This window comes from Spirosoma sp. KUDC1026, from assembly GCF_013375035.1.
Lineage (GTDB): Bacteria > Bacteroidota > Bacteroidia > Cytophagales > Spirosomataceae > Spirosoma.
The window spans coordinates 2,894,582-2,917,526 of sequence record NZ_CP056032.1 but is presented as its reverse complement, the minus strand read 5'-3'; the positions used below and the strand labels follow the sequence as shown (position 1 = coordinate 2,917,526).

Genomic DNA, 22,945 nt, shown 5'->3' with positions numbered 1-22,945 from the left:
ACTACAGGGTTTTGTGGTTTTAAAAATGAATCAAATCCTGTAACCCTGTCCAAAAATCAGTTCAGGTCCATGTGTTCGTAAATCCGCCGGACCTTATCACGGCTTCGTTTCAACCGCATCTTGACAGCACCACTGCCAATGTTATATTTCCGGGCCAGCTCGTCAATACCCAGATCGTCCTCGTATTTTAACTTCAGCAGCGTGACCTCATCGACCGACAGCGTTGCCATCGCCCGGTTCAACTGCAGATACATCACTTCAACCATATCGTCGCTGCTGGTATCGGCTACACTGGCGCCCATTCCTTCCAGACCGATGTGATTCAATCGCTGCAACCGTTCGAGTTGACTGATGCAGTAGTTGTAGGAAATGGCGTAGAGCCAGGTTGAGAAACTGGACCGCCCCTGAAAGGCGCTTAGTTTGGAAAACGCTCGTATGAAGATATCATGCGTGAAGTCTTCGGCGGTTTCGACATGATGCGTCAGCGATAAGCAGCGCCGGTACACTTTTTTGACGTAACGACTGTAGAGGGTGTTGAAACAGTCGTCGGGTTTGCTTGCCAGGTACAGACGGATTACTTCCTCATCGGTCATGGATGACGCGTGCATAGATTCGTTAGGTTGAGAATGGGTTAGTAACGTAACGCCGACACCCACGAAAACTCGTTCCGATGCCGTTGCTCGCAGCGAATGATGCAGGCTTTCAACTTACATATTCTCCAAAGAACTTCACTACAAAGTGTTGTCTGGGTAGCTGCTGCTTAAATATAAGTTACTTAGGCTCTTCTCGGCTTCCGAATGAGGTGAGTAACGTAAATCTGTATGTGAAGGTCCGAATTTAGGCTGAGAAGGGTTTACCGACTGCGCAGCTGCTGCAGAAAAGCATCCTTATAACTGCGTCCCAGCGGCAGTGTGTATGAGCCAACGATGATCTCGGTCTCGCTAAACGAAACGACCTGCTGGATGTTCACAGCATAAGAGCGGTGAATACGGATCAACTGAGATTGGCGAATCAGATCCAGCGCCCCACCCAGCGACAAACGTAATACGTATTTGCGACTGGCTGTTACCAGGGTAGTATAGACGTTTTCCGCTTCGAGGTACAGGATTTCGTCCAGACTTGTTCGTACAAACTGGTAATTCTGTTTGATAAATAACGAGTTGCCCATCCGCAGGATTGACTCGTGTGCTGCGTTATCCCGTTCAACAGCTGGCTGGCTTATATCAGCAGACAGGGCGGTCTGGCGCTGCGAGAAATTATGGATTGCCAGTTCGATGGCCGTACGCAGGCTGTTTAGCTGATAGGGTTTGTTAAGAAAAGCCGACGGATACGTTTGCTTGGCGCGATCCAGCGTTTCCCGGTCGGTCAGGGCGGTCAAATACACCACCGCTACCGGACGCTCGTTCATTAGCTGCCGAACGGTCTCGATGCCATCCCAGTCGCCTTTGATGGTAATGTCGCACAGGACAAGGTCAACCCGCTGCTGCAGAAAAATCTCCAGCGCCCGGCGTCCGTTAGCGGCCCTGCCAACAACATGATACCCTTCCTGTTCCAACGAGTCCGACAATTCCATCGCCAGGATGGCTTCGTCTTCCACAATCAGAATCTGCATACGTTCGTCAGCGGTCATGCAAACACCAAAAAATGGCTACTGTTCTTTATTGACCGGCTAATGTAACATACTCTTAAGTCTTTATATGTTCCAGCGAGTAAAAATTCTCAATTAAGTCTCGATTGCGGAATGTAGAGCCGGAACAGAGCACCATTCATTTTGTACAGCTCCAGTTTTCCTTCCAGTTGCTCCGTCAGGGACGTAATGAGTCGTTTGCCGAACGAGGTCCGGGTGGTACGCCGTTGCCAGTCGAGTTCCTCTATGCCAGGGCCGTTGTCCTGGACCTCCAGCGTAATGGTCGGCCGGGCAGACTGATCAGCCTTGAGCAGGCTGATGCGGAGAAATGGCCTTTTGCCGGTATTATACGCATACTTGAAGGCGTTCGTGACCAGTTCATTCACAATCAGCCCCAGCGGTATGGCAACGTCCACGTCCAACTCTTGCTGGGTAATATCCATCCGCAGGTCGAATTCATTCGCCTGATACCCATAAGCCCGCATCAGGCTGACGGCCAGATCAGTCAGGTACTCGTTCATATTAATTACCGTGACCCGATCGGTCTGGTACAGCCGCTGGTGAATAAGCGACATGGCCTCTACCCGTTGCTGCCCGATCCGGACGGCCTGCGCCATGTTTTCGTCCTCCAGCCCGTTGGCCTGCAATGTCAGCAAACCCGACACGATGGCCAAATTGTTTTTCACCCGGTGGTGCAGTTCTTTCATCAGCGTGCGTAGCTGATCGGCCTGTTCGGCCAGCAGGGTGCTTTTCGTACTGATTACTTTATTCTGAATAGACAACCGCCGATTAGCCAGTCGAATGGCCCGGTACTGGTACACCAGCAGACCGAGCAACACCACCAGTATCCCCAGCCCACCCGACATATAATTTACCTGGCGCGTCTGAAGATGAGTCAGCGCGTCCAGTTCAAGAAGTCGCTGCTGCCGTTTCTGATTTTCGTATTTAGCTTCAACTTCGGCCACTGCCCGCGTTTTCTCCACATCGGCGTCCGCTCGCAGATCGGCCAGGCGCGTTCGTTCACTGGCCTGAATACTGGTAATTTCAAGCGCTTTTTCGGCTTCAATGCGGGCAATCTCCCGGGCTTTATCCAGTTGCATCCTTGCCCCTACTTCAGCTACCTCGGTTGCTTTCCGGGTATCATACAACGCCTGTATCTGCGCAATGACCTCTGCTTTCTGAATATTCATCAGCGAGTCTTCCAGACTTTTGCCTTTCAGTAAATACTGATACGCTTTCTCGTACTGCCCCGCAGCGGCATATGACGCCGACAGCCCCCGGTAAACTGACTGAGCCAGGGTCGTATTTTTGCTTTGCTCAACCAGCTGGCGGGCTTTTTCGCCGTATTCTACGGCTTTAGGAAACTGCTTCAGCCCCCGGTAGGACGTAGCCAGGTTGCGGTAATTGTGAACGAGGCTGGAAATTCGATTGTTTTTCAGGTTGATCGCCAGGGATTTGTTGAGGTAGCCGATGGCCGTTTCGTACTCGCCCCGCACGTTGTAGTTTTTTCCCAGATCGTTATAAATAACCCGGTAGGCATCCTCGTACGCCTTCGTTTCATCATTGATCGCCAGGGCTTTCAGGAAGCAGTCCCGGCCAAGATCATACTCGTGCATGTCTTCGTACGTGATGCCCAGGTTGACGTAATTATCGACCAGTTGATCGGGCAGATTGAGCCGCTGGTTGATCGCAATGGCTTTGTTCAGGTAGGCAATCCCCTGTTTCAGCAACGCATCGACCCGCTGGTTGTCCTGCCCCATCGTTTTGTAAAGCAACCCCAGACTACTATACGTTCGGGCGACGAGTTTTTCTTTATTGGCTTTGGCAAACTGATCGGCCGCAGCGTGAAGCTGCCGCATGGCGTCATCGAACCGCCCCTGCTGGGTATACATAATGCCTTTCAGGCGGTTGTAATGGCCCAGACCCAGCCTGTAGTTTACCCGGCGACAGTAGGTCGGCATCCGATCGAGGTACGCATGCGCCGAATCGTAGTTGGTCTGCTTATAAAACGCATTGGCAATATCGTAATAGGTATTGGCCCGCGTCGTGTCCGGCAGTTTTTTGGTCAGACTTACCCGCAGACTGTCGATCAGCCGGCGCTGCGCCCTGACGGGTGAGTTGATGAGAAGTGTAAACAGAAATACAGTAACGCACCAGTGCTGACATTTCATAAACAGAAGCATAAAATCTACGGCGCCAGGTACTCTCCCTCACAGGCATGCGCATCGATCTACGAAAATAGGCTTTAGCCGTGTGTAATCTGTTTATTTCAAGGATAATAATCTATTCAGGTCATCGCATTAGTGGATATACTGGGACAAAGGAAGCAATTCTTAATGACCGCTCCAGTTGGTCAACTCGCTGGGCAGGCTGTTGTAATACTATTTGTGGGCTGCCATAAAATGGACGTGTTTTTATACCCAACGTGATGGGCAGTATCGCCGATGGATTTATCCCGTTCCAGTAGCCATTGCCGCGCCTGCTCCATCCGCAGTCTGACGACGTAGCTATAGATCGGACAACCCACCAGCTCAGTTGCCTGTTTTGCTAAGCCTTACAAAACCTTACTTTTCTTGTCCTATGCACTAATTGAAGCGTTCCGAATTGATTTATAAAACCGGTAAGAAGCAGAAGGCCCGCCGGTGAACCGGCGGGCCTTCATCTACTGAGAACCTGGCGTAGTTAGTTGTTCGTTAGTTTGCTGGCTGCTTTCTCGTCGACCATCCAGACCAAATCACCCTCGGCGGGTTTGATCACCTGCGAGGGATACGTATCGGGCTGATATTCTCCTTCCAGCACTGCGTGCAGCGGATCAGCCTTTTTCGGACCGGCCACCAGGAACAGAACGCAGGACGCGCGGTTCACGATGGGCGCCGTTAGCGTCAGGCGGTACATATCCTGCTTATTCAGGAAATACGCTTTCGTCCAGGCTTTGTCTTCGTGCACAACTTCCGTACCGGGAAACAGGGATAACGTATGCCCGTCGTCGCCCATTCCCAGCAGCACCAGATCGAAGGTTGGGCCGGTCTCGCCAAAATACGCGTGCAGCGTTTTATCGTAGTCGGCCGCAGCGTCCTCCGGTTCAAGTTCCGTTTTCCAGACGTGAATCTGTTCTTCGGGCGTGTAGACGTGTCCCAGTAACGTATCGTAGGCCATGCCCGCATTACTCTGGTCATCGTCAATGGGGACGTAGCGTTCGTCACCCCAGAAAACGTGCAGTTGCAGCCAGGGAATCTGGTCGACATAAGGCGCATGGGCCAGCAGTTCGTGCAGCGCCTTGGGCGTACTGCCGCCCGAGAGCGCAATCGTAAACCGATCCTGTTTTTTCAGTACGTCCTTAATACGTTTGACAATGAAATCAGCCGCGGCTTTGGCCAGATCGGTTGGATTCTTTTTAACAATCAGTTGCATAGCATCTGGCCGTTTTCGGCCTATAACAGCGTTAAATGAAGTCCTCGCGCATGGGCGAAAATATATCGATCAGCACCCCGGCTTCCTGGCAAAGCGCCCCATGCCGAACGTTCGACGGAACGTAAAACGTGTCGCCCTTCTGCAAGATCCGGGTTTCGTCGGCAATGGTGATGGCAAACGTACCACTTTCGACGTAGCTCATCTGCGTGTGCTCATGGTGATGAACAGTCCCGACTGCCCCTGCCTCGAAAGCTACTTTTACCAGCATCAGATTGGCGTCGTAGACCAGGATCTTACGCTTTATGCCTTCGCCCGCAGCTTCCCAGGGGACATGCTGCTCATTAACGAAGTTGGGCGTCGAAAAGGGTGCCGATGCGTTCGTATTCATAGCTACTATTCGGTCATCCAGTGAAAGCCGTCGTTCTCGATCAGATCCATAGCCGCCTGCGGTCCCCAGCTGCCAGGTGTGTAGTTCGGGAAATCAGGCTTCTGACTGCCCCAGGCTTCCAGAATCGGCGTCACGACTTCCCAGGCCGCTTCGACCTGATCGGCCCGCATGAACAGCGTCGCATCGCCCAGCATGACATCGAGCAGCAGGGTTTCGTAAGCTTCCGGCTCCTGGCCTTCGTAAGCCGTTTTGTAGCTGAACACCATCTCGACGGGATCAAGAATCATCGACTGACCGGGTCGTTTTGCCTGGAAACGCAGGCGGATATCCATATCCGGCTGAATACCGATAATCAGCCGGTTCGACTGCCAGTGCTCGCCCGCTTCGTCGGGGAAAGCATAATCCGGCGCCTTCTTGAACTGAATCGTGATGGTCGTCATCTTCTCGGGCAGGGTTTTTCCCGTCCGGAGGTAGAACGGTACGTTCTCCCAGCGCCAGTTGTCGACGTAGAGTTTAACGGCGGCAAAGGTTTCGGTGGCGGAATCGGGATCGACACCTTTTTCTTCGCGGTAGCCCGGAATGTCTTTATCGCCTTTTTTACCAGGACCATACTGACCCCGTACCGCTACGCTGTTGACCTGATCCGGCGCAATCCGGCGAATAGCGTGCAGCACGTCGGCCGTTTTGTTCCGTACTTCGTTGGCTTCGAAGGTTGTTGGGACCTCGGTGGCAACCATGCACAGTACCTGCAGAAGGTGATTCTGGATCATATCGCGCAGGGCCCCCGATTCTTCGTAGTAGCCTCCGCGGCCTTCCAGCCCGACGGTTTCGGCCGCTGTAATCTGGATATGCTCCACGTACTGCCGGTTCCAGATGGGTTCGAACAGAGAGTTGGCGAAACGAAGCGCCAGAATATTCTGTACCGTCTGCTTGCCGAGGTAATGATCGATGCGGTAAATCTGCTCTTCGGCGAAGAGACTCCGTAGCAGGCTATTCAATTCCTTGGCCGTTTTCAGGTCGTGGCCGAACGGTTTTTCCACCACGATCCGGACGTGCGACGTATCGCCACACCATTCCAGTTTACCCAGGCTCGTGGCAATTTCGGGTACGAGCTGTGGCGCTACGGCCAAGTAGAAAATAACGTTCGGCATACCGCCCCACTCCTGTTCTTTCGTTTTCACGAAATCAGTCAGCATGGAGTAGGAAGCGGCATCACCCGCGTCCATTTTCATGTACGTAATAGCGGGGGAGAAAGTCTTCCAGGCATCGTCGGGGCCATTCTTCCGGCGGGAAAACGACTGAACGCCTTCCAGCAGCCGCTCCCGGAACGACTCGTCGGAGTAGTCACTACGTCCGAGGCCAACCACGGCAAACTGCTCGGGCATGTACTCGTCGATAAACAGATTATATAAAGCGGGAGTTAACTTGCGTAAATTCAGATCTCCGCTGCCCCCGAAGATAAATAGCACCGTGGCTGGTGGGCGCTGATTGGATGATGGATTCATAACTTGGTTGTGTAGAGGTCGCAAATTATTGAGCACCTCTGTTCTGAACAAGTTTAGTACACTAAGGTTTCATCTTGGTAGCTGATTCTGCTACTTTTGACCCTCACTAATTTCAGTCTGTGCACCCATGAAAATTGCTATCGGCTCCGACCACGCCGGTTTCCGTTACAAAGAAGCCATCAAAGAACTGCTGACCAGCCTCGGCCATGAGGTGGTTGACAAAGGAACCTATTCGGAAGAACCGGTTGATTATCCGCTGTTTATCCGGCCCGTTGCCGAAGCGGTCGCGGCTGGTGATGTAGAGCGGGGGGTTGTTCTGGGTGGCTCCGGCAACGGCGAAGCCATGATGGCGAACCGCATCAAAGGCGTTCGGTGTGGTCTGTGCTGGAACGAAGAGTCGGCTCAGCTCTGCCGGAAACACAACGACGCCAACGTTATTTCCATCGGCGAGCGGATGATGACCCAGGAAACGGCGCTCAACATCATTAAAATCTGGCTCGATACACCTTTCGAGGGAGGTCGCCACGTAGCGCGCATTCAGGAACTGGACGCGTAGCTTCGCCCTTAATACTTCAGCGTATCGGGGCGGCTTTTGCCTCTGCCCGTACGAATCCGACCTGTATAGACCCGGTAAGTACCGCTTCTGTACAGGTTTTTTTTCCATCAACACCCATGAACAGACGCGCCCGGCAGGTCAGCTACTTTCTTTCCAGCCAGTACTTCTCGGATGGGCTGCGTATTACGTTGTCCATTCTGTTACCCTCGCTGCTACTGAATCAGTTTGGGCAGCTGGCTACGGGTATGGCGATGTCGCTGGGGGCGCTGACCGTCAGCATCAGCGATGCTCCGGGGCCGGTGCTGCACCGCCGGAACAGTATGCTGACTACCATCGGACTGAGTTTTCTGGTAACGCTGGTAACGGGCTTTGCCCGGATGAATGACTACGTACTGGGCGCAGAGGTTGTTGTCTTCTCCTTTATCTTTTCCATGTTTGCCGTTTACGGCACCCGGGCTACTTCAGTTGGAAACGCGGCCTCGCTGATCATGATCCTGATGCTCGACCGGCCGCTGGATGCAACCGGGGTTATAATAGAAAGCCTGCTGGTACTGGCGGGAGGAAGCTGGTACATGGCGATCAGCCTGCTGATGTCCCGACTGCAGCCGTACCGCCTGGGTCAGCAGGCGCTGGGGCAGTGCATCCACGAGATTGCCAAGTTCATGCAGATCAAAGCCGATTTCTATTCCATATCGACCCGGCTGGACGATGATTACCGGCATCTGGTGGCGCAGCAGGTAGCTGTCAGCGAAAAACAGGACGCCGTACGGGAAGTGCTCTTTAAAAGCCGACGCTTTGTGGCCGAAACCACCCGAACGGGCCGTGTACTTCTGCTGACGTTTGTGGATGTTATGGACCTGTATGAGCAGATTCTGGCCATGTACTACGACTATTCCGATATTCGGGAGCGCTTTGGGCCAACAGGGATTCTGGACGATGTTTCACACCTGATTCGTCGGCTGGCCATTGAGCTCGACCACATTGGCCTGGCGATCCAGTCACCCGTATTAAGCCGATCCCCGAGAGACTTTCTGCCAGAACTCGAAGCGCTTAAACAGCGCATCGACGCGCTGAGCGATCAGGAAGGCAGCGTGCTGGTTTTGAAGAAAGTGCTCGTTAGTCTGCGAAATCTGAGCCAGCGTCTGACCGCCATTCAGAATAATCTGGTAGCCCCTACCCCAAAGCAAACCACCCGCGAGGAACTGGAATTTGGTCGGTTTGTCTCCCACCAGGTTATCAGCATCAAATCGCTGGTCGACAACCTGACGCTCGAATCTCTGGCTTTCCGGTACGCTATCCGGGTGTCGCTGGCCATGCTGTTTGGCTATGTGTTTACGAAGCTTCTCCCCTACGGCCATCACAGTTACTGGGTGCTGCTGACGATCTCCGTCATTCTGAAACCCGCGTTTAGTTTGACCAAACAGCGGAACATCGAGCGCATCAGCGGTACGCTGGCGGGGGGGCAGTGGGTCTCCTGATCCTGACATTCATCCCCGATAAGCCTATTCAGTTTGCGCTCATGGTGCTGTTCATGATCGGCGCTTACAGTACCCAGCGGACAAATTACATCGTGATGGTTTTCTGCCTGACGCCCTTCGTATTGATTGTGTTCAGCTTTTCAGGCGTCAATTACATCGGGGCGGCCGAAGAACGTTTTCTGGATACGATTTTCGGGGGCCTCATTGCACTCGTAACGGGCTACCTGCTGTTTCCGCGCTGGGAGTCCGAACAGCTCATTACCCCCATGCGGGCAATTCTGACCGCTAACATCCGGTATCTGAATCTTCTGCTCGATGGCCTGCGGGGAAAGCGTATCCAGCCGGTGGATTACAAACTGGCGCGTAAGGAAGTATATGTTACGTCTGCTAACCTGTCGGCCTCCTTCGAGCGTATGGTCTCGGAACCGAAGCACACCCAGCGAAACGAAAAGCTGATTCACGAATTTGTAGTACTGAATCATATTCTGTCGGCAAACATCGCGACGATTATGTCGGGGCTGGTGTTCAGCGAACCCAAAACGTACACCGCGTCGATTATTCGGCCTGTAAAACGGGGCTTATTTAGCCTGACGGAGGGATTGCGTCGATTTGGGGTTTCGGCCGAGCGTGTTAGCCCGGACATCAGCAGCAACGAAGCCGGAACGGCTGTTTCGGACGATCCGCTGCTGGAAGAGCAATTGAAATTTATTCAGCAGGTCAGCAGCGACATTGGCAAACTAATTGAGCGCGTAACTGATCCGGCAGGAGCAAAAAAACGGACAGCGCCGGTGCTGATCCCGGAAAACGAAAATCCCCGGCCTTGAAGGGCCAGGGATCTTTTGTGAGGCAGTTGATAAGTAAACCAGCAGGGCTACCAAAAAGTTTTCTCCACGAAAAATTGTTGAATTATTTTTCATATTCTTTTTCAAATTTCAATATCTGTTAATCACAGCGAACTTTAGTTAACATTTTGCCACCATGTCTTACTTAGTACTCGACCTGGAAATGACCGGCCCTGAGCCGGATTATAACGAAATCATTCAGATTGGTGCGGTCCTCTTCGACGATAACTGGGTTGAAAAAGGCCAGTATCTGACGAACGTGTACCCTGAGAACAAAGACGCCTTCTCGTCGTCGTCCGAGAAAATCCATAACCTGTCGCTGGCCGATCTGGACGACGCGCCCATGATCTACGACGTACTGCCCGAGATGGAAGAATGGGTGTGTGAGAAACTGGGCCTGCGCGTTCCGAAAGGGCAGCTGGACCGTACGCCTTACCTGCGCGACGTAGTGATCTGCGGACAGAGTGTGATCAACGACGTCAATTTTCTGAAAGAAGCGTATCGGTACGAGAAACAGAAGTGGCCGTATTCACGGGTGCTGCTCGATTTGCATACGCTGAGCTACTTTACGTTCCGAATCCTGAAAGCCAACGGACGCAAAGTCCCTGATCGATTAAGCCTGACAGCCATTGCCAACTACTTTGGCTTTGCGCGGGAGGATGGATTTCATAATGCGCTGGAGGACTCTGTCCTGACGGCCAAATGCCTGAAGGAAGTTTTCAAACTGGCTGAACGGGCTAAACTTCCGTAACGTTTGACAGCATCTCCTGCACCGTCAGTTCCGCAGTTAACGGGCATTGAAAACAGGCCGTGGTTCCCCGACCGGGTTCTGATGTCAGGCTCAGTTCGCCGTTGAGAGCACTGGCTCGCTGCTGCATACTCCGCAGGCCGTTGCCATTCTGTCCGTCGTTTGCCGCCGTTATAAAGCCGCGCCCATCGTCCCGGACGATCAGGTAGAGCGTCTGCTTCTCAACGTGCATACTGACGTAAACGTTACGGGCTTCGGCGTGGCGGATAACATTGTGCATCATCTCTTTCGTCATCAGGAACAGGTCCCGGCGCCCTTCGGCTGGCAGCAGCCAGTCGTCGTCGATATCCAGCGACAAATGCAGTTTGGTCGGCTGGTGTTCGAACAGAATCCGGGCAGTTTCGCGCAGGCGGTAGCTGAAACTTTCGAGCGAGGTCTGGGCTGCATTTAAGCTCCACACAATTTCGCGCATAGTCGCCACAACCTGCCGGGCCGTCTGGCCAATAGTCTGAATGGTGTCGATCGCCAGGCCGGGCTCGGTTTTTACCTGCCGAACCGCTACCTGACTCAGGACATTCAGGCTGTTCAGGTCGCCCCCGATGTCGTCGTGCAGATCGCGGGCAATGTCGTCGCGGATGCGTTTGAGTTTTTCCTGTTTCTGCTCATTGTCGCGCAGTTGTTCGATCAGCTGAGCCTGGTACTGAATCTTTTCCTGCTCATTCCGGCGATGCCGCAACGACATACCCAGCGTAAAACAAAGCACCTCGCCCACCACCCCGATCTGAAGCGCTACGACGGGGTACCGCATGGCTTCGGCCGAAGTCAGGTGGTCGCTGAAGGGCATATAGTTCGTAAGCAAAGCCGCAATCGAGCCAATGATCAGCAGTAACGAACCCGCGACAAAATAGGAAACAACCGGATTGCGAAGCCGGAAAATACGCGGCACCAGCACCAGGCCCACCCCGCAAATGAGCAGCCGACTACCCATATAGACGTTACTACGTACCGGGATTGCTACGTTGGCCAGCCACAGGATGGTGTCAATTGCCAGCGCCACGGCAAAACCAGCCATCACCAGCTTCATGATTCGATACGTCAGCGGGTCCTGCTGGGCCGGATTGATAAACAGGATGGCAAACCGAATGTAAAGCACGTAGGCCAGCGACTCCACGAAGGTTTCAGGATAGTAGGTTCCCGGCTGGTAATCGGTCCGGCCGTATCCCTGGTCACTAAACTGCAGATCAACGATCATGCAGACAATGTAAAGAGCATACTGCCAGTATATCGGTTTACGCAGTTGCACGAAGCTGAGCAGCGCGTACAACGCCATCATGCACAGCATACCGTCCAGAAAAAGCCGTAAACTGGTATAAGTTGACAGGATTATCATGCCGTTGAACCACCGAAAACCGACCGAATGGAAAGCAAACCTACAGGTTTCTACGGGTATTTCCAGCACATTACGTTGACAAAACTACGCAGAGTATCAACTTATTAGTCGTACCAGAACACGGTTTTTACAGATTACCCTATTTTGCTGGCCATTTTAATAGGGCATCCGCACATCTTCATTTTTCATTTATATTGCTATAGTAGTACTAGGTTACTGAATCGCTGAATTGAGTACTAGACCCTCGTCAATTGTCTGCTATGAAAAAGTTAATTACCGTTATCGCTCTAAGCACAACCTGTCTGCTTTTCACCCAGTCTAAGTCGTTGGACCCCGTGGCCAATTATTATTTCTGCTACTCCAAAGAGGTACCCCGGCAGAACGATTCAGGTAAGTTGAAACTGGTATATACGGATGTGCGAATTGCCACAGGAAACGAAGAGCGTGAAATCCAGACAGTGCTTCAGAAGTTTGGCCACTTTATCAGTCAGAATTGCAGCTCTACCAATGAAACGTGCACCAGCGATCTTAACAGGTATTACACGGCAGAACAGGCGGAACAACATCGCCAGGAGCTATTAAACAAGTATAAGAAGCTGGGCAATTACGAGTTATCGCGGATTGAGTTTAGTTCGTTTGAGTAAGCTCACCTATTTTTTATCAATAAAAACCGGTCTGGTCAATGTCTTACGGAGACAGTTACCAGACCGGTTTTGTCATTTCTATCATCCTGCTCAGATAGCCTGGAACGGCTGCGGACTAAAACTCAATACGAAGATCACGAGAGCCAGCCAGCCCAGCAGTTGCCGTTTCGTGTCCAGCGGCTCCTGCAATGTTGTTTCGGGATGATACACACCCAGTACTCGGCCCAGGATAAAGGCAAAGGCGACAAAACCCGCGTAGCCTTCCAGCGTCGGCCAGATCCAGGTCAGTACCAGTTGCACAACGATGATACTCAGAGCAATCAGCAGCGAGGTCATCCGGTTAGTGCTAAGTCTCGAACAGGCCAGTACAACCAATCCCATATAGAGAGCAAAATTCCCCAGCATTTCGAAGAAAGCGCTGTCGGTGGGTACCGCAAAGTCGGTTGGTTTGAACAGACCCAGTCCCGCGTAGAATATGAACAGAATAAACAGGGTCGGGGCAATCCACTGAAACGCTTTCCGGCCGATAAGCGCATACAGAATATGCCCACCGTCAAGCTGACCAATGGGAATCAGGTTCAGCGAGGTAAAGAACAAGCCCATGTAGCCTGCCATCAGGTAAGGATAATGAATGATTTCGAAGGGATTAGGCACGCGGGCGGGGTCGGCCACGTACTCCTTGAAAAAACCAAACAGCAGGCTATCGCCCAGCTTGAGTACCGCTACGTTAGGCGGCAGATTCTGGTAGGCATAGTTTGCATAGTCGAGCCCCCATTTCTGGTATTCGGGGTGAATAGTGAAGATAAATTCCGGCGGGGGCAGGTGGGTAAAGCCGTACCAGAGCACGCCCAGCGCCACGACAAAGCCCGCCAACGGCCCGGCAATCCCGATATCGAAATACTGCCGACGACTATCGATGTATTCTTTGATCCGAATAAACGCCCCCAGCGTACCAATGGTCTGTATAATTCCGATCCAGAAAGGAATGTAGTAGGGTAACGTAACGCGGACCTTGTTTATCCGGGCTACGATGTAGTGTCCGAATTCATGAACCGTCAGGATAGTCAGAAATGGGATCGAAAACTGGAACCCGGCCAGAAACTGATCCCAGCCAAGTCTGGCAACTCCGTCGACCGGCAAGAATGTCCCTTCGAACATCCATTCGGCCCCGGCCATGGTGGTGGTGATCAGGGTAACTATAAAAAGACCTCCCTGAAGGAGGTACGTTTTGGTCGACTCACTCATAAATCTGCGGTGTACTCCAGAATAGTTTTGGGGGCTTGTACGTGCACCGCCTGAATACCTAACGTAGCAGCCGACTGGATGTTTGCGGCATTATCATCCAGAAACATCGTCTCTTCAGCAACCAGATTTGCCTCAGTCAGTACGTGCCGGTAAATATCCGGCGACGGCTTAGCCAGTCGTACCTCGTATGAATAAAAAACCCGCTCGAAGAGGTCCTCCAGCGCCGGTTCGCCCATGTTGGTCAATACGCGGTTGACCTGCCGGATATGGATTGGACTGGTGTTGCTAAGTAGAAATAATCGGTATTTCTGGCCCAGTTCTTTCACCCGTTCGATGCGGTTAAGGGGAAGATCGAGGAGAATTGTGTTCCAGGCGGTGTCGATTACCTCATCAGCCCAGCCTTCCGGAGCGTTTTTATCCTGCCGAAATAATTCACGAATGTGATTGCGGAATCCGTCATCATCGACTAGTCCTGTTTCGTATTGGTTAACAAGATTATGCTCCTGCCAGAGCGCCACAACCTGTTCTTCGGGTAGGTTGGCTAGCATGGCGAAGTTGCGCATTGGGGCCGTAAGGTCGATGGGGATAATGACGTCGCCCAGGTCAAAAATGATGTTTTTCAGCGACGTAGTATTTACTGTATCATCCATGTAAAGCAAGCGGTTGAGTAATCCATGAACCGAAAGCCAAAGATACCGTTAGATTTGCAGACAACGAGCAATACTGCAATGGCAAAGTTAACGGTCAAGAACGTCGGCCCGATTCGGGATGCCGAGCTGGAAGTAAAGAAGCACACCGTATTCATCGGTCCTCAGGGAACCGGTAAGAGTACGCTGGCGAAGCTTATTGCGATTGGAGAGGACAGCAAATTGAACGACCCTACTGGTTTCGATACAAACTCACTGATTATCAAATATAGTTTGGACGCATTTATTGAGCCGAATGATACTTCTTGGAAATTTCATAACGACTATTACTGCTTAGAATATGATGAAGCACTAACGTTCACATTTACACCGAAAGGAAAAATTCTTGCAAATAAGTATCTAGCTCTATTTATAGATCGAAGCGCTGATGCTAAGCAAATCTTACCACTGGAAGAGTTCCGAAACCAAATCACTCGAGACGTGAATGGCCGTCCTCTTTATAATGGAAACGCACAAGCTCAAAGTCAAAATTTTTATAGCCAAATTCTACCAATCATTACAGAATCAATCTCAACGTTAGTACCAGCAGAACGGCATCTTTTCCCCCTTTTATCTTCCTCAATATGGAGTTTTCTCGACGCTGATATTAATCTACCTCAATCGATTAAAGCATTTGGGAGAGAGTTTGAGCGGGCGCGGAATAGACAACAGTCGCTCGCTCTTCCTTTCCTGAAAGTTCAGTACAGTTTCGAGAATGGACGCGATCTGGTCTATTTCGCAGACAACAAATCGGTTGAGCTAGCTCAAAGTGCCAGTGGCTATCAATCGACAATTCCGCTCGCTCTCGTCGTCGATTATCAACGGCAGCAAGCCCAACGGCGCTTCATCATCGAAGAACCAGAGTTGAACCTCTACCCTACTGCCCAGAAAGATCTCATTTACAGCCTAATGGGGGGATTGCAGCCTAACGCTGACTATAAAGACGCGGAGTGGGTCATCACCACCCACAGCCCTTATGTGCTTAGCTCGTTCAATACGTTGATGCTGGCTTATAAAGTCGCACAACGTAGCGAAGAGCTTCGGGCGGAAGTAGAAAAGATTATCCCGGCCCAGTGCTGGATAAACCCCGATGAGTTTGCGGCTTATTACGTAGATAACGGAACAGTACGTAGCATCATCAGCGAAAAAACAGGCCTGATTGCCGACAACGAGCTTGATGACGTTTCGGACACGTTGGCCAATGAACAAGATAAATTATTCGACCTTAGCCGTAAGATTACCCGTGTTTGACGAATTACAGACGGCTTTCCCCCAGATAGAAACTGGTAATTGCTTGCAGACGCTCTCTATAGACGAATTTCATATCTATGATCATGAAGTAGATAAACGGTGCTATATACAATATGACCCCGAAGGCATAAAACATTTTACTGTTCGAAATCCGACAAAACGTGAAATCCATTTTCTGGCAATTGACAAATGTCTGTTTTCCGATGGCGATTCTATTCAGCGCTGTGATTGCGCTGTACTTGACGAACAGGTATTCTGTTTTATCGAAATCAAAACTACTTCGTCGATGTCGCAACGAAAAATGCTACGTAAGAAAGCCAAGGACCAACTTAAAGCAGTTATTCATCATTTCAGTCAGTTGATCGATTTCTCTGATAAGCAAATTGAAGCCTATGTATGCCTTCTAAGTGAGGCAGAGTTTAGCTCAAGACCGCTTAACAGAGCCAGCCTTGTAGAAGAAACAGAAGAGTTTTCAGAATTGGGAGTCAGGCTTTTCCACGATAACATAAAGATATTTCTATAACGGAACTCGAAGATAATCTGCGACTTACTGTAGCCAGCTAGATAAACACAAAGAGGCCGTACTATCAACAGTACGGCCTCTTGTTACAGATAATCAGCACTTAACTTTTGTGTTCCTCGCACCACGCCCGCGCATTCACGAAGGCTTCCAGCCAGGGGCTAACCTCATCCTGACGGCCCTGTGGGTAGTTTGCCCAGTTCCACTGGAAGGTCGAGCGTTCGATATGCGGCATGGTTACCAGATGGCGACCGGTGGCATCGCATAGCATTGCCGTGTTGAAGTCCGATCCGTTCGGATTGTTCGGGTACCCTTCGTAGGCGTATTTCGCGACAATGTTATACTGGTCCTCAGTATTAGGTAGTTTGAACTTGCCTTCCCCATGCGAAATCCACACGCCCAACGTTGACCCGGCCAGGGTTTTCAGCATGATCGAGTTGTTCGCCTGTATGGTTACAGAGCCAAAGCTCGACTCGTGCTTACCGGACGTATTGTGGTGCATTTTTCCGTGCTCGGCGTGGTCAGGGTTGATCAGTTCCAGCTCCATGAACAGCTGACACCCGTTACAAATACCGACCGAAAGGGTATCCGGGCGGGCAAAGAAGTTGTCCAGCGCCTTTTTCGCCTTTTCGTTGTACAGGAACGCCCCCGCCCAGCCTTTCGCCGAGCCCAGTACGTCCGAGTTGGAGAAGCCGCCCACGGCACCGATAAACTGAATATCTTCCAGCGTTTCCCGGCCAGCAATCAGGTCGGTCATGTGTACGTCTTTCACGTCAAAACCGGCCAGGTACATGGCATTGGCCATTTCCCGTTCGGAATTCGATCCTTTCTCGCGAATGATAGCCGCTTTAGGACGGGGCTTCGCTGCGTCGATAGTTGGTTTCTTGCCGTCGAAATGCGCCGGGAAACTGTACTGTAGCGGCTGCACTTTGTAGTTGGTAAACCGCTCCTGCGCCATGCCATTCTTCGACTGCTTCTGATCCAGCAGGAACGACGTTTTGTACCAGGTGTCGCGGGTTTCGGCGACGTTGAATGTGAACGTATCGCCCTGATTTTTAATCGTCACCTCGTTGCTTTCCAGAACGGTACCGATTTTCACGGCTTCCACGCCAGCCTTGCTCAGCGCCTGTTCGAACGCAGCGTCGTCGTTCGCCTGAAGTACCACCGCAATGTTTTCGTTGAAGAACGATTTGACGTTGTCGGCTTCGTTCAAGCCGCTCAGATCATAAGTCGCGGCCAGGTTGACGTCGGCAAAACACATTTCCAGCAACGTAGTGATCAAACCGCCCGAGCCTACATCGTGACCGGCGACAACCTGATTCGCGTTGATGAGGTCCTGAATGGCGTTGAAGGCGTTCGCGAAGTAGTTGGCGTCCTGAACGTTCGGTACGTCGGTACCAATCTTGTTGTTGATCTGCGCAAACGACGAACCGCCCAGTTTGAATGCGTCTTTCGACAGGTTGATGTAGTACACCGAACCGGCATTTTTCTGCAGCACCGGCTCCACTACGTTCCGAATATTCGTACAGTTGCCAGCCGCTGAGATGATTACTGTACCTGGTGCAATTACGTTACCGTCCGGATACTTCTGCTTCATCGACAGGGAATCCTTACCCGTTGGAATATTGATACCCAGCGCGATGGCAAAGTCAGAACAGGCTTTCACGGCTTCATACAGCCGGGCATCCTCGCCTTCGTTGTTACAGGCCCACATCCAGTTGGCCGACAGAGAAATTCCTTTCAGGCCGTCTTTGATCGGCGCAAAAACGATGTTGGACAGGGCTTCGGCAATGGCGTTACGCGAACCGGCCGCCGGATCGACCAGAGCAGTCAGTGGCGAGTGCCCTACCGTGGTGGCAATACCTTCGGTCGATTTGTAATCCAGCGCCATAACACCCACGTTGTTCAGAGGCAGTTGCAGCGGACCAGCGCATTGCTGCTTGGCTACGCGGCCACCTACGCAACGGTCTACTTTGTTGGTCAGCCAGTCTTTGCAGGCAACGGCTTCCAGTTGCAGCACCTGCTCCAGATAGGCCGGAATGTTCTGCACGTCGTAAGAAAGGTCCGCGTACGGACGGTTCACTTTCTTATCGTTCATGATAGTTTTAGGCGACGACCCGAAAAAGTCTTCCAAGGCGTAATCCATTGGTTTCTCGCCCGTCTTTTTCGACTGGAACGTAAACCGATGATCGCCCGTTACGTCGCCCACCGTGTACATGGGCGCGCGCTCCCGGTCGGCTACTTTCTGTAACGTATCGAGGTCCTTTCCGCTGATCACCAGGCCCATGCGTTCCTGCGATTCGTTGCCGATAATCTCTTTAGCCGACAGCGTCGGATCGCCAACCGGTAATTTATCCAGATCGATCAGGCCGCCGGTGTCTTCCACCAGCTCCGACAGACAGTTGAGGTGTCCGCCCGCGCCGTGGTCGTGGATCGAAACGATGGGATTACTATCCGACTCCACAAAGCCGCGAATGGCGTTGGCCGCGCGTTTCTGCATTTCGGGGTTCGAGCGTTGAATGGCGTTCAGCTCAATACCCGACCCAAACGCCCCGGTGTCGGCCGAGGAAACCGCAGCGCCACCCATCCCGATCCGGTAATTTTCGCCACCCAGCACGACGATTTTATCGCCTTCTTTCGGCTCGTGTTTTTTCGCCTGATCCAGTTTACCGTAACCGATACCACCGGCCTGCATGATCACTTTGTCGTAGCCCAGCTTCCGGCCGTTTTCTTCATGCTCAAACGTCAGAACCGAGCCGGTAATCAGGGGCTGGCCGAATTTATTCCCGAAATCAGTGGCGCCATTCGACGCTTTGATCAGAATGTCCATGGGCGTCTGGTAGAGCCAGTTCCGCTCGGCCATGCCTTTTTCCCAGGGGCGGTCTTCCAGCAGCCGGGAGTAGGCCGTCATGTAAATGGCCGTTCCTGCCAGCGGCAACGAACCCTGACCACCCGCCAGCCGGTCGCGAATTTCACCGCCCGAACCGGTAGCCGCCCCAGCAAACGGCTCCACCGTTGTCGGGAAGTTGTGCGTTTCGGCTTTCAGCGACAGTACGGATTCAAATTCTTTTTCTTCGTAGAAATCCGGCTTGTCGGCCGACTTGGGCGCGAACTGCGTTACGGTCGGGCCTTTGACGAAAGCCACATTGTCTTTGTAAGCCGAGACAATATCGTTCGGATGGGTTTCCGACGTTTTCTTGATCAGTTTAAACAACGAGGTCGGCATTTCTTCGCCGTCGATCACGAACGTACCGTTGAAGATCTTGTGGCGGCAGTGCTCCGAGTTGGCCTGCGAGAAAGCAAACACCTCTGAGTCAGTAAGTTTCCGACCAATTTTAACAGACAACTTATCCAGGTACTCTACTTCTTCCGGACTTAGAGACAGCCCTTCCTCTTTGTTGTAAGCGTCAATATCGTCAATTTCCAGGATTGGTTCCGGCGTGATATTGATGCTGTAGATGTCCTGGGTCAGCGCGGTGTATTTCTGCGAGATCATCGGATCGAACTCGTTGAAATCGGCAGGAACCGGCTTGAACTCTTCGATACGAATAATGCCGTTGATTCCCATGTTCTGGGTAATTTCAACAGCATTGGTGCTCCAGGGCGTAATCATCGCGGCACGAGGCCCTACGTAAGACCGGTTTATAACCGCTTCGTCTGCCGGTTTAGCGTTACCGAAGAGCCAGTTAAGTTTTTGACTATCTTCTGTTGAAAGTTGATTTTCTGTTTGAACACCATAGACGTAATCTGACGGGTTCACAAAGAAATGAATCATTATGTTGGCTTGTAAAGTAGTCGGTGAACTGAAACGCAAATTTACGAAATTAACCGTTCTTCGTCGTCAATTGAGTGCTTTTGGCCTCTCTTGGCTAACCGTTCCAGGAAAATCCGGGTTCGCTGTGTACAGTCTAACCTGGTTGTTCAGCTGATTATAATAATAAAAGCCGCTGGAATCTCTCCCAGCGGCTTTGTTTGTTACGTACGTACAAATCTTATTCAACCACAACGCCCATCGAGCAGAATTTGTCGATGCGCTGGTTGATACGTTCCTGCGGGTCGATGGCGTTCAGCTCGTTCAGCAGGTTCAGAATGGTTTCTTTCAAAATATGCGACATGGCCTGGTGGTCGTTGTGCGCTCCACCCAGTGGCTCGTCCACGATGCCGTCAACCAGTTTGAAGGCCGTCATATCCTTGGCGGTCAGCTTCATGGCTTCGGCAGCCTGCTCCTTAAAGTCCCAACTCCGCCAGAGAATGGTCGAACAGTTTTCGGGCGAGATAACCGAGTACCAGGTATTTTCCAGCATGAGCACCCGGTCGCCGATGGCAATGCCCAGTGCCCCACCCGAAGCACCTTCGCCAATCACGATACAGATAACCGGTACCGTCAGCATGAACATTTCTTTCAGGTTACGGGCAATGGCTTCGCCCTGACCGCGCTCTTCGGCTTCCAGTCCGGGAAAAGCACCCGGCGTGTCGATCAGCGTAACAATGGGCTTGTTGAATTTCTCGGCCAGCTTCATCAACCGCAGTGCTTTCCGGTAGCCTTCGGGGTTGGGCATCCCGAAATTCCGGTGCTGCCGCTGCTTGGTATTACGTCCTTTCTGCTGACCGATCAGCATCACGGTCTGCCCCCCAATTTCGCAGAAACCACCGACCATCGCCGGATCATCGCGCACGGTGCGGTCGCCGTGCAGTTCAACGAACTGATCGCACATCAGCGAAATATAATCGAGCGTGTAGGGCCGGTCTGGGTGACGCGATAATTGAACGCGCTGCCAGCGGGTCAGATTTTGATAAATATCCCGACGCAGTTTGTCGATGCTGCTCTCCAGCGCGGTAACCGCTCCACTGACGTCTACATTGTTGGTTTTGGCCAATCGCTTGGTTTCTTCCAGCCGCGCTTCGAGGTCAGCAATCGGTTTTTCAAAGTCAAGGTATGTTCTCATAATGAAGGGGAGGAAGGAGGAGAGGGAGGAGAGGGAGGAGAGGAAACAGCCCGCCGTAGCGAGACGATTTTTCCCTTTCTTCCCTCTACTCCTTCCTCCCTTTACTCCTTATAATTCAAAACTTTCGCCTTTTTTCGGGATGACCACCTGGGGGTATCCTTCTTCGGCCAGGGTTACTTTAAATGCTTCCATACTCTCAAACTCGCCGTGTACCAGGAAGATGTTCTTCAGAGTTTCGGGCGATTGCATATGCACGAAATCCAGCAGATCGTTCCGGTCGCCATGGCCGCTGAACACGTCAATCTTTTCAATGTTTGCCAGCACCTGCCGCTCTTCGCCTTTGATCGTCAGCGTCGACTGGCCGTTCAGCAGCCGCCAGCCCAGCGTTCCTTCGGCGCAGTAACCAATGATCAGGATGGTGGAATAAGGATTGCTGATGTTTTCGGCAACGTGGTATTCGACCCGGCCGCCCTGCACCATGCCCGACGAGGAGATGATAATGCACGGTTCGCCGTAGTTCGACGCGGCTTTACTGGCCTTCGATGACTCCAGAAACTCAAAGTTCTGAAAATCGAACAAGGTTTCGTTTTCCTTGTAAAACTCTTTGGCTTCGCCGTTCAGCATTTTTACGTGCTGCATGTAAATTTTGGTACTCTCGAACCCCATCGGGCTGTCCGAAAAGACTTTGATGGGCGGAAAACCCCGTTCGGTATAGAGCCGGTTCAGCGTATACAGTAGCGCCTGCGTCCGCCCCACACTGAACGATGGAATAATCAGCCGACCGGGAATATCGATGCAGGTACGCTGGATAATGTCGGCCAGTGCGTCTTCCGGCGACATCCGGTTTTCGTGCAGCCGGTTGCCGTAGGTGCTTTCGCAGACCAGGTAATCGACGGCGGGAACGGGTGCCGGATCGACCAGCAGCGGGTAGTTCTTGCGGCCAATATCGCCCGAGAAACAGATGCTTTTTTTCTCGCCGTTTTCGATAACGTTGATCACGATATGAGCCGCCCCCAGCAGGTGACCGGCCGGGATGAACGTTACGTCGACCCCCTCGGCCACCCGGAACTTCCGGTTGAAGGCAATGGGCACGACGTTCTCCATCGTCTCACGCACCTGCCGATCCAGAAACAGGTCTTTCTGCATCTGAATCTGCCGGTCTTTTACGCGTTGTTTCTTACTGGCGTTCAGTTCGTTGATGCGCTTCTGATTAATCGAAGCCGCATCTTTGAGCAATACGTTCGTGAGGGCAAAGGTTGGTTCGGTGCACAGAATCTGCCCTTCGTAGCCTTCCCGGAAAAGATTAGGCAGATTCCCCGAATGATCGACGTGAGCGTGGGTAAGCAGGACTAAATTTATACTCGAAGCCTCGAACGGGAAAAATCCCAGTTGAGGTGTTGGTGGAGCGGGTTGATCATTTGGGCCCGATCGCTGCAGATCCGACCCGCAATCAACCAGGATGCGGTAATCGTCTTCTAGTTCCAGCAGGTACATGCTACCGGTTACCTGCCGGGCCGCCCCCAGAAATGATAATTTCATGCGTCAGCTTAAATATCCGATGTAATTGATGTCTTGTAATGGTTGAGGTAGCGCAAGTTGGGTGGCCTAATTCATAAGTTTGCAAAAGTACGAATTTGAAAGGAGATAGCCGCTATTTCCTTTTAATACGCTACGTTGGCAGTAGGTGCATTCACTCATTTTTCTAATG

At 51.9% G+C, this 22,945-nt stretch carries 20 protein-coding genes; 7 read left to right on the top strand and 13 right to left on the bottom strand.

Going from position 1 to position 22,945, the window contains the following annotated elements; all coding sequences use genetic code 11:
* Positions 1–56 precede the first annotated feature (56 nt).
* The 7 genes from HU175_RS12300 to zwf all read right to left on the bottom strand — a co-directional run bounded on the left by HU175_RS12300 (position 57) and on the right by zwf (position 6,931).
* The gene (locus tag HU175_RS12300; protein ID WP_176566882.1) at positions 57–608 is read right to left on the bottom strand and encodes an RNA polymerase sigma factor; all 552 of its coding nucleotides are present in this window, start codon (positions 606–608) and stop codon (positions 57–59) included.
* 245 nt (positions 609–853) lie between these two features.
* Complete coding sequence (locus HU175_RS12295) at positions 854–1,630, bottom strand: response regulator (protein ID WP_176566881.1); 777 nt, start codon at positions 1,628–1,630, stop codon at positions 854–856.
* 89 nt (positions 1,631–1,719) lie between these two features.
* A complete protein-coding gene (locus HU175_RS12290; RefSeq protein WP_228724138.1) occupies positions 1,720–3,810 on the bottom strand; it encodes a histidine kinase dimerization/phosphoacceptor domain -containing protein in 2,091 nt (696 codons plus the stop codon).
* A 170-nt stretch (positions 3,811–3,980) separates the two neighbouring features.
* Positions 3,981–4,154: a hypothetical protein gene (locus HU175_RS25105; RefSeq protein ID WP_410528552.1), complete on the bottom strand. Its 174-nt coding sequence runs from the start codon at positions 4,152–4,154 to the stop codon at positions 3,981–3,983.
* 155 nt (positions 4,155–4,309) lie between these two features.
* The gene (pgl, locus tag HU175_RS12285; protein ID WP_176566880.1) at positions 4,310–5,038 is read right to left on the bottom strand and encodes a 6-phosphogluconolactonase; all 729 of its coding nucleotides are present in this window, start codon (positions 5,036–5,038) and stop codon (positions 4,310–4,312) included.
* Between the two features lie 31 nt (positions 5,039–5,069).
* The gene (locus HU175_RS12280) at positions 5,070–5,426 is read right to left on the bottom strand and encodes a cupin domain-containing protein (protein ID WP_176566879.1); all 357 of its coding nucleotides are present in this window, start codon (positions 5,424–5,426) and stop codon (positions 5,070–5,072) included.
* 5 nt (positions 5,427–5,431) lie between these two features.
* A complete protein-coding gene (gene zwf, locus HU175_RS12275; RefSeq protein ID WP_176566878.1) occupies positions 5,432–6,931 on the bottom strand; it encodes a glucose-6-phosphate dehydrogenase in 1,500 nt (499 codons plus the stop codon).
* 127 nt (positions 6,932–7,058) lie between these two features.
* Here zwf and rpiB point away from each other — a divergent pair, with 127 nt between their 5' ends.
* The 4 genes from rpiB (at position 7,059) to HU175_RS12260 (ending at position 10,558) form a co-directional block, all read left to right on the top strand.
* Positions 7,059–7,487: a ribose 5-phosphate isomerase B gene (gene rpiB / locus HU175_RS12270; protein WP_176566877.1), complete on the top strand. Its 429-nt coding sequence runs from the start codon at positions 7,059–7,061 to the stop codon at positions 7,485–7,487.
* 116 nt (positions 7,488–7,603) lie between these two features.
* Entirely contained in the window at positions 7,604–8,965 is a 1,362-nt protein-coding gene (locus HU175_RS24815) for an FUSC family protein (protein WP_228724137.1), read from the top strand.
* Positions 8,953–9,789, top strand: coding sequence for an FUSC family protein (locus HU175_RS24810; protein WP_228724136.1), 837 nt, complete (start codon positions 8,953–8,955; stop codon positions 9,787–9,789). Before HU175_RS24815 ends, HU175_RS24810 begins: the two co-directional genes overlap by 13 nt.
* A 154-nt stretch (positions 9,790–9,943) precedes the next feature.
* On the top strand, positions 9,944–10,558 hold the full coding sequence (locus HU175_RS12260; RefSeq protein ID WP_176566876.1) for a 3'-5' exonuclease: 615 nt from the start codon (positions 9,944–9,946) through the stop codon (positions 10,556–10,558).
* On the opposite strand, the gene HU175_RS12255 is transcribed toward HU175_RS12260, so the two are convergent.
* Complete coding sequence (locus HU175_RS12255; RefSeq protein ID WP_176566875.1) at positions 10,545–11,945, bottom strand: 7TM diverse intracellular signaling domain-containing protein; 1,401 nt, start codon at positions 11,943–11,945, stop codon at positions 10,545–10,547. The two genes, HU175_RS12260 and HU175_RS12255, sit on opposite strands and share 14 nt — an antisense overlap.
* Before the next feature lie 260 nt (positions 11,946–12,205).
* On the opposite strand from HU175_RS12255, the gene HU175_RS12250 reads away from it, so the two are divergent.
* The gene (locus HU175_RS12250) at positions 12,206–12,589 is read left to right on the top strand and encodes a hypothetical protein (protein ID WP_176566874.1); all 384 of its coding nucleotides are present in this window, start codon (positions 12,206–12,208) and stop codon (positions 12,587–12,589) included.
* Between the two features lie 90 nt (positions 12,590–12,679).
* Here HU175_RS12250 and HU175_RS12245 read toward each other — a convergent pair whose 3' ends face one another.
* Together HU175_RS12245 and HU175_RS12240 are read right to left on the bottom strand one after the other, a co-directional pair.
* On the bottom strand, positions 12,680–13,834 hold the full coding sequence (locus tag HU175_RS12245; protein ID WP_176566873.1) for a site-2 protease family protein: 1,155 nt from the start codon (positions 13,832–13,834) through the stop codon (positions 12,680–12,682).
* Positions 13,831–14,484, bottom strand: coding sequence for an HAD family hydrolase (locus tag HU175_RS12240; protein ID WP_176566872.1), 654 nt, complete (start codon positions 14,482–14,484; stop codon positions 13,831–13,833). The genes HU175_RS12245 and HU175_RS12240 overlap by 4 nt, the downstream gene beginning before the upstream one ends.
* Positions 14,485–14,562: 78 nt before the next feature.
* On the opposite strand from HU175_RS12240, the gene HU175_RS12235 reads away from it, so the two are divergent.
* A complete protein-coding gene (locus HU175_RS12235) occupies positions 14,563–15,771 on the top strand; it encodes an AAA family ATPase (protein WP_176566871.1) in 1,209 nt (402 codons plus the stop codon).
* Positions 15,764–16,294 carry a hypothetical protein gene (locus HU175_RS12230; protein WP_176566870.1) on the top strand — a complete coding sequence of 177 codons (531 nt, stop codon included), beginning with the start codon at positions 15,764–15,766 and terminating at the stop codon, positions 16,292–16,294. The genes HU175_RS12235 and HU175_RS12230 overlap by 8 nt, the downstream gene beginning before the upstream one ends.
* A gap of 100 nt (positions 16,295–16,394) precedes the next feature.
* Here the strand turns inward: HU175_RS12230 and purL are convergent, their stop codons facing one another.
* The 3 genes from purL to HU175_RS12215 all read right to left on the bottom strand — a co-directional run bounded on the left by purL (position 16,395) and on the right by HU175_RS12215 (position 22,776).
* The gene (purL, locus tag HU175_RS12225) at positions 16,395–20,066 is read right to left on the bottom strand and encodes a phosphoribosylformylglycinamidine synthase (protein ID WP_176566869.1); all 3,672 of its coding nucleotides are present in this window, start codon (positions 20,064–20,066) and stop codon (positions 16,395–16,397) included.
* 217 nt (positions 20,067–20,283) lie between these two features.
* Positions 20,284–21,237 carry an acetyl-CoA carboxylase carboxyltransferase subunit alpha gene (locus HU175_RS12220; RefSeq protein ID WP_176566868.1) on the bottom strand — a complete coding sequence of 318 codons (954 nt, stop codon included), beginning with the start codon at positions 21,235–21,237 and terminating at the stop codon, positions 20,284–20,286.
* Positions 21,238–21,345: 108 nt separating this feature from the next.
* Complete coding sequence (locus tag HU175_RS12215) at positions 21,346–22,776, bottom strand: MBL fold metallo-hydrolase RNA specificity domain-containing protein (RefSeq protein ID WP_176566867.1); 1,431 nt, start codon at positions 22,774–22,776, stop codon at positions 21,346–21,348.
* Between the last annotated feature and the right edge of the window lie 169 nt (positions 22,777–22,945).